Raw genomic sequence first — 11,160 nt, forward strand, 5'->3', positions numbered from 1 at the left:
TCCCGCTCCCGACGCCCCTGCTCCGACGACGCTGGGCGAGCTCCGCGACAGCGGGGCCACCCCCCGGCCGGTCAAGGCCGAGATCCGCGACAACCTGCTCGCCCGGCTGGCCGCCGGCGAGCCCTCCCTGCCCGGCATCGTCGGTTTCGAGGACACCGTCGTCCCCGAGGTCGAGCGTGCCCTGATCGCCGGCCACGACCTGGTCCTGCTCGGCGAGCGCGGGCAGGGCAAGACCCGGCTCATCCGCACCCTCGTCGGCCTGCTCGACGAGTGGACGCCGGTGCTGGTCGGCAGCGAGCTCAACGAGCACCCGCTGCAGCCGATCAGCGTCTGGGGGCGGCGGCAGGTCGCCGAGCACGGCGACGCCACCCCGGTCGGCTGGCTGCACCGCAGCGAGCGGTTCGGCGAGAAGCTGGCCACACCCGACACCAGCGTCGGGGACCTGATCGGCGACGTCGACCCGATCAAGGTGGCCGAGGGCCGCACCCTGGGCGACCCGGAGACCGTGCACTACGGCCTGGTGCCGCGCACCAACCGCGGCATCTTCAGCGTCAACGAGCTGCCCGACCTCGCCGAGCGGATCCAGGTCGCGCTGCTCAACGTGCTGGAGGAGCGCGACATCCAGATCCGTGGCTACCGGGTCCGGCTCCCGCTGGACCTGCTCCTGGTGGCCAGCGCCAACCCCGAGGACTACACCAACCGCGGCCGGATCATCACCCCGCTCAAGGACCGGTTCGGTGCCGAGGTGCGCACCCACTACCCGATCGAGCTGGCCGACGAGCTACGGCTGCTCCGCCAGGAGGCGCAGACCACCTGGCTCGAGGGCGGGTCGGGAAGGGGCGGGGCAGCCTTCGACGCCCCGATCGTCCCCGAGCACCTGGTCGAGATCGTCGCTCGGTTCACCCGGCTGGTCCGCGAGTCCAGCCACGTCGACCAGCGCTCCGGGGTCAGTGCCCGGTTCGCCATCGCGGGGCTGGAGACGGTCGCCGCCTCGGCCGTCCGCCGGGCGGCGGTGGCCGGCGAGCCCCGGCCGGTGGCCCGGGTGGTCGACCTCCCGAGCATCGTCCCGGCCAGCCGCGGCAAGGTCGAGTTCGCCGACGCGGGCAGCGACAACGACGACGACCGGGACCTCGAGGTGCTCGAGCACCTGCTGCGGCAGGCCACGGCGCAGACCTTCCGGGCCCGCTGCGGCGGGCTGGACCTGACCGGCCTGCAGGAGCACTTCACCAGCGGCGAGACGGTCGAGTCCGGCGACCTGGTGCCGGCCGCGGCGCTGCTCGGCCAACTGGGCACCATCCCGCACCTGGCGCAGCTGCTGGGCCGGCTGGGGGTGCCCGAGGGCGAGCAGTCCGCCGAGCAGGCCGCCGCCGCCGTGGAGTTCGCCCTCGAGGGGCTGTACCTGACCCGCCGGCTGGCCAAGGACACCGACGGCTCCCGCACCGTGTACGGGGCCTGACGATGGCCGACCGACGTCCCCGGGGCTACCGGTACGGCCGGTGGCGCGGCGGGCCCGACCCGCTGGCGCCGCCCTACGACGTGGCCGCCGCGGTCGACGAGATCGGCGACCAGGTGCTGGGCGGCAGCGGGGTGCGCGAGGCGATGCGCGACCTGCTGCGCCGCGGCACCGACGGTCGGCGCGGGCTCGACCAGCTGCGCCGGTCGGTGCGCGACCGGCTGCGGCAGGCGCGGCAGGCCGGCCGGATGGACGGCACGCTGGAGCAGGTCCGCGAGCTGCTGGACTCCGCGCTCGAGGCCGAGCGCGCCGCGCTCTTCCCGGACCCGGACGACGCCGCCCGGCTCGCCGAGGCCGAGCTGGACCAGCTGCCGGAGGACACCGCCGGCGCCGTCCGCGCGCTGAAGGACCACGAGTGGCGCTCGCCGGAGGCGGCGCAGGCCTTCCAGCAGATCCAGGACCTGCTCCGCCAGGAGGTGCTGGACAGCTCCTTCCAGGGCATGAAGCAGGCGCTGCAGCAGATGCAGGACGGCGATGGCGCGGCCATGCAGGCCGTCAAGGACATGGTGGCCGACCTGTCGGCGCTGGTCGACGCGCACAACCGCGGCGAGGACACCGACCAGCAGTTCGCCGACTTCATGAGCAAGCACGGCCAGTTCTTCCCCGACGACCCGCAGTCGGTCGAGGAGCTGATCGACTCGCTGGCCCGACGGGCCGCGGCCCAGGAGCGGATGCTCGCCGGCCTCTCCCCCGACCAGCGCGCCGAGCTGCAGGGCCTGATGGAGCAGGCGATGGGCGACCTGGGCCTGCAGAGCGAGATGGCACACCTGTCCGACGCGCTCCGCCAGGCCCGACCCGACCTGCCCTGGGGGCAGCGCGGCCCGGTGCCCGACGGCGAGCAGCCGCTGGGCATGGGCGATGCCACCACCGCGGTCGCCGAGCTCGCCGACCTCGAGTCGCTGTCCCAGCAGCTGTCCCAGGGGTACGCCGGTGCCTCGCTGGCCGACATCGACCAGGAGCTGCTCGAGCAGGCCCTGGGCCGCTCCGCCGTCGACGACCTCGAGGCGCTGCGCCGGCTGGAACGCGAGCTCGAGCGGCAGGGCTACCTGCAGCGGTCCGACGGCGCACTGCAACTGTCACCCAAGGCGGTGCGCCGACTGGGCGCGACCGCGCTGCGCCGGGTGTTCGCCCAGCTGGACGCGACCGGTCGCGGCGAGCACGACGTCGCCGACGCCGGTGCGGCCGGTGAGCTCACCGGGGCCTCCCGGGAGTGGCGGTTCGGCGACGAGCAGCCACTGGACGTCGTCCGCACCGTGCGCAACGCCGTGCTCCGCACCGCCGGGGGACCCAGGGCGGCCGGCCGCGCGGTGAAGATCGCGGTCGACGACTTCGAGGTGGTGGAGACCGAGCGGCGCACCGGCGCGGCCGTCGCGCTGCTGGTCGACCTCTCCTACTCGATGGCGCTGCGCGGCACCTGGGGCGCGGCCAAGTCGACGGCGATGGCGCTGCACTCGCTGGTCACCACCCGCTTCCCGCAGGACGCGATCGAGATCATCGGCTTCTCCTCGACCGCGCAGGTGCTCCGCCCGGAGACGCTGGCCGAGCTGTCGGTCGACACGTTGCAGGGCACCAACCTGCAGCACGGGCTGATGCTGGCCCGCCGCTTCCTCGCGAAGCACAAGGACGCGGAACCGGTCGTGCTGGTGGTCACCGACGGGGAGCCCACCGCGCACCTCGAGGACGACGGGACGCCCTACTTCTGCTGGCCGCCGATGCCCGAGACGATCGCCCGCACCGTCGCGGAGGTGGAGCGGGTCGCGCGCTCCGGTGCCACCCTCAACGTCTTCGCGCTGGACCCCGAGCCGTCGCTGGTCGAGTTCGTGCACGACATCACCGCCCGGGCGGGCGGCCGGGTCTTCCAGCCCGACAGCGAGCGGTTGGGCGAGTACGTGGTCGCCGACTACCTCCGGGTCAGGCGCGGCCGCCGCGGTCGCTGACGAAGGGCCCCGCTGCCCCCCACCACTCGCGAGCTCGCGGCGGGGCCCTGCAGCGGGGCCGTTCCAGCACGTCACCGGGCGGCTGGGGAGAATGGCGGGCGTGAGCAGCGACGCGGGCCCGGGCACGATCACCATCGAGCAGGTCTCGGCCGCCGACACGTACGCCTTGCGCGCGCAGGAGCTCCGCCAGGGCCGCCCCCCGGAGATGGACGGCGACGATGCCCCCTACGCGCTGCACCTGGCCGCGCGGCTGGACGGCGGCGAGATCGTCGGCGTGGTCCGGTTCCACCCCCGCGACTGCCCGTGGCGGGCGGGCGAGGGCTCCTGGCAGCTGCGGGGCATGGCCACCGACCCGCGGGTCCGCGGGCTGGGGGCCGGCCGGGCGCTGGTCGCCGAGGGGCTGATCCGGGTGGCCGCCCGTGGTGGGGACCTGGTCTGGTGCGACGCCCGGGAGGCCGCCGTCGGCTTCTACCAGCGGATCGGCTTCTCGATCGTCACCGAGCAGTACGACCTGCGCCCGGTCGGCCCGCACCGCGGGATGCTGATCGAGCTGCCGATCCGCTGACCGGGGTCACGCCGACGGGTGGTCCCCGCTGGAGCTGATCCCGGGGATCAGCCCGGCACGGAAGGCGTCGACGAACAGCCGGTGGTCCTCCCTGGTCCGCCGCGCGTAGCCGTGCGCGAAGTCGACGACGTCGGCGATGAACTCCTCGCGGCGGCCGCCGATCATCGTGGTGATCGCCTCCTCGGTCTGGAAGGGCACCAGCGTGTGGTCGCTGTCGGCGTCACCGACGCAGTGCAGCTTCGCCGTCGCCCGGCCGAGCTGGGCGAGGACGGGCCGGATCTCCTCGGGCTCGGTGAGGTCCTCCCAGTCCAGGTCCACCTCGTAGGGCGACAGCTCGGCGACGACGAAGCCGACCCCGCCGATCTCGGTGTGCCCGAGGAACTGGGAGGCGTTGGCCTGCAGCGACCGCTGGCTGACCGCGGTCCGGTGCCCCTCGTGCTCGAAGTAGGACGCGATCTCCGGGTCGCGCACGATCCGGCTGGGTGCGGGCACGTTCCCCTGCTTCACCGACAGGACGACGTCGTTCTCCAGCGCCTGGTCGTACCCCTCGAGCAGCACGTTGTACGCCGGCAACCCGGCGCTGCCGATGCCGAAGCCGCCGGTGCCCACGACGTCCTTGACGTCGTAGGCGACGTCACGCCGCCGGCGGGGCGGGTGGACGGTCTCCCGGTAGCGGTCGATGGCGTGCAGCACCTCGGCCCGTTCGTCGTCCGGCAGCCGGCGGTTGCGCGGCCGGTCGGCGAACCGCCGCTCGTACCGCTCCACCACGGTCAGCCGGCCCAGCAGGTCCAGCCGGGTGCGGGCCGTGGTGGCCAGCACGACGTCGTGCACCGCTCCCTCGGTGTTCTCCTGCAGCAGGGCGAAGGACCGGTCGTCGTCCGAGTGCGTGAAGGCCGCCACCTGGTCCAGGTAGGCACCCAGGTACCCACCGACCATCTCGCCGATGACGTCGTCGGCGAAGGCCTTGCGCCAGGCCAGCAGCGCGAAGCTGGCCGCGAACCGGCGCAGGTCCCAGCTCACGTGCCCGAGGTAGGCCTCGTCGAAGTCGTTGACGTCGAAGACGATGCGCCCGGCGCCGTCCATGTAGGTGCCGAAGTTCTCGGCGTGCAGGTCACCCTGGATCCACACCCGCGACGTCCGCTCGTCACACCACCGGTCCTCCAGCGTCGCCATGTCGGCGTAGAACAGGCAGGCGGAGCCGCGGTAGAACGCGAACGGGTCCGCGGCCATCTTGCGGAACTTGGTGCGGAACGCGTCGGCGTCCACCGCCATGAGCTGCGCGAAGGCGTCCACGAGCACGTCGACGATCTGCTCCTGACGCCGACGGTCGTCCGGAGGGGTGAGGTCAGCTCGATCAGCCACGCCCCTCAACGTAGGGGGTGGTTAGCCTGGGGATCAGCTCCTGGTGCGGCACGCAACCAGGAGCCGGAGGAGAGGACGTGGCCCGGTGACGCGAGCCAGCAGGGCGCGACGACTGGCGACGGGGGCCGTGTACGGCGGCGGCGGTGTCGGGCTCGCCGGGGCCGCGCTGGTCACCCTGCTGCGCGAGGAGGCCCGGGCCGCGCGCCGTCGGGTGACCGCACAACGGACCCAGCCCGATCCCCCGACCGGCAACGGCGTCTACGGCCGTGGCCGCGGCAAGCCCATCGTCTTCGCCGTGCTGGGCGACTCCAGCGCGGTGGGTCTGGGCGTGGACAACGCCGGCGAGACCCCGGGCGTGCTGATCGCCGCGGCGCTGGTGGAGCTCGCCGAACGTCCGGTCCGGCTGGTGAAGTTCGCCAGGTCCGGCGCCGTCTCCCGCGAGCTCGCCGACCAGGTGGCGCGCGCCCTGCCCGAACGCCCCGACGTCGCCCTCATCATGATCGGCGCGAACGACGTCACCAGCCGGGCCCGCCCCGCGGAGTCGGTGCGGGCGCTCGCCGAGGCGGTGCGGGCGCTGAGAGCCCAGGGCTGCGAGGTCGTCGTCGGCACCTGCCCGGACCTGGGCACCATCCGCCCGATCGCGCAGCCGCTGCGCGTGCTGGCCCGCCGGTGGAGCCGCCAGCTCGCCGCCGCGCAGACCATCGCGGTCGTCGCCGAGGGCGGTCGCACCGTCTCCCTGGGCTCGGTGCTCGGTCCCTCGTTCGCCACCGACCGCGGACTGTTCAGCAGCGACGAGTTCCACCCGTCGGCGGCGGGCTACGCGGCCGCGGCCGCCTCGCTGCTCCCCTCGATCGCCGACGCGATCGGGGTGTGGCCGGCCGCGGCCGACCGCGGGCTGCGGCTGCGCCGGGACACCGTGCGGCCGGTGGCACAGGCCGCCGCCCGCGCCGCCGGCCGTACCGGCACGGAGGTCCAGCCGACCGAGGTCCGCGGCCGGGAGACCGGACCGCGGGGCCCGTGGGCGCGGCTGCGCCGGCGTCGTCCGCCGGAGATCCCGACCCCCGAGCAGGCCGACGAGGCTGCCCGCACCGCCGTCCCGTCCTGAGTGGTGGCTGCGCGCCCGGGGACGGCTTCACTACCCGGGAGTAGCTTGAGGGACGACCCGACGTCCGTCGCCGCCCGTGAGGTGGCGCCCCTCATCGTGGAGGACCCATGCCCGAAGCCGTCATCGTCGCTGCCACCCGCTCCCCCATCGGCCGCGCGTTCAAGGGGTCGCTGAAGGACCTGCGGCCCGACGACCTGGCCGCGACCATCACCCGCGCGGCGCTGGACCAGGTGCCCCAGCTGGACCCGACCGACATCGACGACCTGATGCTCGGCTGCGGCCTGCCCGGCGGTGAGCAGGGCTTCAACATGGGCCGGATCGTCGCCGTCCTGCTGGGCATGGACCACCTGCCGGGCACCACGGTCACCCGTTACTGCTCCTCCTCGCTGCAGACCACCCGGATGGCGCTGCACGCGATCAAGGCCGGCGAGGGCGACGTCTTCATCTCCGCCGGCGTCGAGATGGTGTCCCGCTTCGTCAAGGGCAACTCCGACGCCATCCCCGACACCCACAACCCCCGGTTCGCCGAGGCCGAGGCCCGGGTGGCCAAGACGGCCGAGAGCGGCGCGGAGTCCTGGCGGGACCCGCGCGAGGACGGCGACGTCCCCAACGCCTACATCGCCATGGGCCAGACCGCGGAGAACCTCGCGCTGCTCAAGGACGTCAGCCGCCAGGACATGGACGAGTTCGCCGCGCGCAGCCAGAACCTGGCCGAGCAGGCCATCGCCAGCGGCTTCTGGTCCCGCGAGATCACCCCGGTCACCACCCCGGACGGCACCGTGGTGAGCACCGACGACGGCCCGCGCGCCGGGACGACGGTCGAGGGGCTGGCCGGCCTCAAGCCGGTGTTCCGCCCCGACGGCCGGGTCACCGCCGGCAACGCCTGCCCGCTCAACGACGGCGCCGCCGCCCTGGTCATCATGAGCGACACCAAGGCAGCCGACCTCGGCATCACCCCGCTGGCCCGGATCGTCTCCACCGGGGTCACCGGGCTCTCGCCGGAGATCATGGGCTACGGCCCGGTCGCGGCCTCCGAGCAGGCGCTGGCCCGCGCCGGGATGACCATCGCCGACATGGACCTGGTGGAGATCAACGAGGCCTTCGCCGCGCAGGTGATCCCCAGCTACCGCGACCTGGGCATCGACATCGACAAGCTGAACGTGCACGGCGGCGCGATCGCCGTCGGCCACCCCTTCGGCATGACCGGCGCCCGGATCACCGGCACCCTGCTCAACGGCCTGCGCGCCCGGGACGGCCAGTTCGGCCTGGAGACCATGTGCGTCGGCGGCGGCCAGGGCATGGCCATGGTCCTCGAACGCCTCAGCTGACGAAGGACCCCCTGCCCCCCGCCACTCGCAAGCTCGCGACGGGACCCTGCAGGGGGCCGGAACGACAGTGGCCCGGCCCCTCGCGGGGCCGGGCCACTGTCATGTGGTGCTGGGGTCAGCTAGCTCACTCGCGGAAGTAGCTCAGCAGACGCAGGATCTCCAGGTACAGCCAGACGACCGTCACCAGCAGGCCGAAGGCGATGTACCAGGCGAACTTCGGCGCGACGCCGCGGCGGATCGCCTCGTCGGCCATGTCGAAGTCCAGCAGCAGCGAGAACGCCGCCACACCGATGACGACCAGGCTGAAGATGATCGCGACCGGACCACCGTCGCGCAGGCCGAGGCCGCCCGGGGTGAAGAAGCTGGCGATCAGGTTGACCAGCACGAGCGCCAGCACGCCGAACAGCGCACCGACGACCCAGCGGGTCAGCTTCGGGGTGACCCGGATGGCACCGGTCTTGTAGACCACGAGCATCCCGAAGAAGACACCGAAGGTGCCGATCACCGCCTGCATGACGATGTTGCCGCCGAAGTTGGCGGCGTAGATCTCGCTGATCCCGCCGACCGCGATGCCCTGCAGGGCCGCGTAGGAGAGCGTCGCAGCCGGGTTGGCGATCTGCTTGAACGAGATGACCAGGCCGAGGACCAGGCCGATCAGGATCGCCGGCAGCGCCAGGGCGATGCCGGAGTTGCCGGGCATCGCCCAGGTCGCTGCGGCGGCCAGGACGGTCACCACGAAGGTGAGCCCGGTCTTGGTGACGACGTCGTCCATCGTCATGTAGGCGCGGCCGGTGGCCGCGTACGGCGAGGGGGCCGAGTACGGGTCGTGCTGGGTGGGCGCCCCGCCGTACGTCTGCTGCGGGCCGGCGCCCCAGCCGCCGTACTGGCTGTTGCCGGCCGCGGGGAAGCCCCGACTGAAGGCCGGGTTGCTGCTGGGCATCGTCATCTCCTCGAGGTGACTGGTCGGTCGGTGGGGCTTTGGTCCTCCCCACGTCGTCGGGTTCAACGCCAGGTGGGCGCGGCGAGTTCCCGACTGCACACGACCACCCCGACGGGTGTGCCCCCGGTCGGGTTCGAACCGACACTGGGACCCTTTTAAGGGGCCTGCCTCTGCCGATTGGGCTACGGGGGCGTCAGCGTTCAGCAGCTTGCCAGCTCGGTGGCCCGGGTCAGCACGGCGTCCAGCATCGGCTCGGTCAGCTTGCCGGTGAAGGTGTTCTGCTGGCTGACGTGGTAGCTGCCCAGCAGGGTGACCGGGCCGCGCGGACCCGACAGGGCGACCTCGACCCCGTGCCCGAACGCGGGGCGTGGCCGGGGCAGGGCGTACCCCGCCGCGCCGAGCACCGGCCACAGCGACGTCCACCCGAAGCCGCCGAGGACGACGACGACGCGCAACCGCGGCAGCAGCGCCAGCTCCCGGGCCAGCCACGGCGAGCAGGTGTCCCGTTCCTCGGGCGTCGGGGCGTTGGCCGGCGGGGCGCAGCGCACCGCGGCGCAGACCCGGACGTCGGTCAGCGCCAGGCCGTCGCCGATGCGCGTGGAGGTCGGCTGGTTGGCCAGGCCAGCGCGCCACAGCGCGGCGAAGATCCAGTCGCCGCTGCGGTCGCCGGTGAACACCCGCCCGGTCCGGTTGCCGCCGTGCGCGGCCGGCGCCAGCCCGACCACGGCGATCCGGGCGTCGGCCGGGCCGAGCCCCGGGACCGGCCGCCCCCAGTACTCCTGGTCGCGGAACGAGGCGCGCTTGACCTGCGCGACCTCCTCGCGCCAGGCCACCAGCCGCGGGCAGGCCCGGCAGCCGGAGATCCGCTCGTCCAGGACGGCGAGCTCGCGGGTGCCCGCGGCGGCGCGCAGCACCCCGGCTGCGCTGCGGGTGACGGGGTAGCCGTCGGCGTCACGTGCCACCGGCTCAGCAGACCAGATGGTCCGGCGCGGTCCGGCGGCGGGCATGATCGGCGACGTGGCGAAGACCCAGAAGGCGAAGGCCCAGGAGCCGAAGACCCCACTGCTCTACAAGCTGCTCGGCCCGGCGATGGCGATCCCGGCCGGCATCGTGGTGAAGAAGGCGGCCGACACCGCGTGGCTGAAGGTGCGCGGCTACCCGCCGCCGAAGAACCCGGCCGCCCCGGGGGTCACCTGGCCCGACGCACTGGCCTGGGCCGCGGTGTCCGGCGTGCTGTACGCCTCCGGCCGGCTGGTCGCCGCCCGCGGCGCCGCAGCGGTGTACCAGAAGCTCACCGGCGAACTGCCGCCCGGCGTCAACACCGCCAGCGCCGCCTGAGGAAGGACCCCTCTGCCCCCCACGCCTCGCAAGCTCGGCGCGGGCCCCTGCAGAGGGGCCGACGTCCCTGATGCCGCAGGCGGCATCAGGGACGCGCCAGGCGGAGGGCGATGCCGTCGAGGATGTCGTGCTCGCTGACCACGACCTCGTCCAGGTCGAACGCGTCCATGATCACCCGCAGCACCAGTGAGCCGGCGCCGATCACGTCGACCCGGCCCGGGTGCATGACCGGGTAGCCGGCCCGCTTCGCCCGGGTCGCGCTGAGCAGCCCGGCAGTGACCGACCGGACGGCGGCGACCGGGATGCGCGAGCCGTGGATGGCGACCGGGTCGTAGGCGGGCAGGTCGAGCGCCAGCGCGGCCACCGTCGTCACCGAGCCGGCCAGCCCGACCAGGGTGACGGCCTCGTGGACCGGCACGTCGGCGGCGACGAGCTCGAGGGCGGCCCGCACGTCGGCCTCGGCGGCCTGCACCTCGTCCGGGGGCGGCGGGTCGCTGTGCAGGTGGCGCTCGGTGAGCCGCACGCACCCGACGTCCACCGACCGGGCCGCGCGCACCCCGCCGGCGTCGCCGAGCACGAACTCGGTCGACCCGCCGCCGATGTCGACCACCAGGAACGGCGGACGCGGCGGGGGCGCCCCCTGCGCCTGCGCCGCCGCGGACAGCGAGGCGGTCGCCCCCAGGAAGGACAGCTCGGCCTCCTCCACCCCAGGGACGACGTCGGGCAGCTGGCCCAGGGTGGCGGTCACCATGGCCTCGAAGTCGGCCCGGTTGGCGGCGTCCCGGCTGGCGCTGGTGGCCACCATCCGCACCCGCTCGGCTCCCAGCTCGCGCGCCTGGGCGGCGTACTCGGCGAGCACGACCCGGGTCCGCTCGATGGCCTCGGGGGCCAACCGGCCGGTGGCGTCGACGCCCTGCCCCAGCCGGACGACCTCCATCCGGCGGAGCAGGTCGGTGTGCGCGCCCTCGGGCGGCACGTCGGCGACCAGCAGGCGGATGGAGTTGGTGCCGCAGTCGATGGCCGCGACCCGGGTCATCGGACGTCCTCGGGGTCTCTCAGGGTGGGCTGGGCG

At 74.0% G+C, this 11,160-nt stretch carries 10 protein-coding genes and 1 tRNA gene; 6 read left to right on the top strand and 5 right to left on the bottom strand.

Annotated features, from left to right (window positions below; all coding sequences use genetic code 11):
* From FHL79_RS23900 to FHL79_RS23910, 3 genes are all read left to right on the top strand, one after another.
* The coding region (locus FHL79_RS23900) for a sigma 54-interacting transcriptional regulator (RefSeq protein WP_218938594.1) at positions 1-1,456 on the top strand (1,456 nt) is incomplete at its 5' end.
* Positions 1,457-1,458: 2 nt separating this feature from the next.
* Positions 1,459-3,450, top strand: a complete 1,992-nt coding sequence (locus FHL79_RS23905; RefSeq protein WP_138761052.1) for a VWA domain-containing protein — start codon at positions 1,459-1,461, stop codon at positions 3,448-3,450.
* Positions 3,451-3,550: 100 nt separating this feature from the next.
* On the top strand, positions 3,551-4,015 hold the full coding sequence (locus tag FHL79_RS23910) for a GNAT family N-acetyltransferase (protein ID WP_138761053.1): 465 nt from the start codon (positions 3,551-3,553) through the stop codon (positions 4,013-4,015).
* A 6-nt stretch (positions 4,016-4,021) separates the two neighbouring features.
* On the opposite strand, the gene FHL79_RS23915 is transcribed toward FHL79_RS23910, so the two are convergent.
* Entirely contained in the window at positions 4,022-5,377 is a 1,356-nt protein-coding gene (locus tag FHL79_RS23915; protein ID WP_138761054.1) for a DUF2252 domain-containing protein, read from the bottom strand.
* Positions 5,378-5,462: 85 nt separating this feature from the next.
* Here FHL79_RS23915 and FHL79_RS23920 point away from each other — a divergent pair, with 85 nt between their 5' ends.
* Positions 5,463-6,482, top strand: a complete 1,020-nt coding sequence (locus FHL79_RS23920) for an SGNH/GDSL hydrolase family protein (protein ID WP_138761055.1) — start codon at positions 5,463-5,465, stop codon at positions 6,480-6,482.
* Positions 6,483-6,589: 107 nt separating this feature from the next.
* Positions 6,590-7,810: an acetyl-CoA C-acetyltransferase gene (locus FHL79_RS23925; protein WP_138761056.1), complete on the top strand. Its 1,221-nt coding sequence runs from the start codon at positions 6,590-6,592 to the stop codon at positions 7,808-7,810.
* A gap of 124 nt (positions 7,811-7,934) precedes the next feature.
* Here FHL79_RS23925 and FHL79_RS23930 read toward each other — a convergent pair whose 3' ends face one another.
* The 3 genes from FHL79_RS23930 to FHL79_RS23940 all read right to left on the bottom strand — a co-directional run bounded on the left by FHL79_RS23930 (position 7,935) and on the right by FHL79_RS23940 (position 9,712).
* The gene (locus FHL79_RS23930; RefSeq protein ID WP_171058327.1) at positions 7,935-8,750 is read right to left on the bottom strand and encodes a Bax inhibitor-1/YccA family protein; all 816 of its coding nucleotides are present in this window, start codon (positions 8,748-8,750) and stop codon (positions 7,935-7,937) included.
* Positions 8,751-8,868: 118 nt separating this feature from the next.
* A tRNA-Leu gene (locus FHL79_RS23935) sits at positions 8,869-8,942 on the bottom strand.
* 8 nt (positions 8,943-8,950) lie between these two features.
* Positions 8,951-9,712: a uracil-DNA glycosylase gene (locus tag FHL79_RS23940; protein WP_171058328.1), complete on the bottom strand. Its 762-nt coding sequence runs from the start codon at positions 9,710-9,712 to the stop codon at positions 8,951-8,953.
* Positions 9,713-9,767: 55 nt separating this feature from the next.
* Here FHL79_RS23940 and FHL79_RS23945 point away from each other — a divergent pair, with 55 nt between their 5' ends.
* Positions 9,768-10,088, top strand: a complete 321-nt coding sequence (locus FHL79_RS23945; protein ID WP_246081180.1) for a DUF4235 domain-containing protein — start codon at positions 9,768-9,770, stop codon at positions 10,086-10,088.
* A gap of 85 nt (positions 10,089-10,173) precedes the next feature.
* On the opposite strand, the gene FHL79_RS23950 is transcribed toward FHL79_RS23945, so the two are convergent.
* Positions 10,174-11,124: a Ppx/GppA phosphatase family protein gene (locus FHL79_RS23950; protein WP_138761060.1), complete on the bottom strand. Its 951-nt coding sequence runs from the start codon at positions 11,122-11,124 to the stop codon at positions 10,174-10,176.
* Positions 11,125-11,160 lie beyond the last annotated feature (36 nt).

It is taken from the genome of Modestobacter altitudinis (genome assembly GCF_005930475.1).
Taxonomy (GTDB): Bacteria; Actinomycetota; Actinomycetes; order Mycobacteriales; family Geodermatophilaceae; genus Modestobacter; species Modestobacter altitudinis.

What these genes read in the sequence shown, in the direction of transcription:
- FHL79_RS23905 (WP_138761052.1), top strand. Translation starts at nt 1,459, where the DNA reads ATGGCCGACCGACGTCCCCGGGGCTACCGGTACGGCCGGTGGCGCGGC.
- FHL79_RS23925 (WP_138761056.1), top strand. Translation starts at nt 6,590, where the DNA reads ATGCCCGAAGCCGTCATCGTCGCTGCCACCCGCTCCCCCATCGGCCGC.
- FHL79_RS23950 (WP_138761060.1), bottom strand. Translation starts at nt 11,124, where the DNA reads ATGACCCGGGTCGCGGCCATCGACTGCGGCACCAACTCCATCCGCCTG.
- FHL79_RS23930 (WP_171058327.1), bottom strand. Translation starts at nt 8,750, where the DNA reads ATGCCCAGCAGCAACCCGGCCTTCAGTCGGGGCTTCCCCGCGGCCGGC.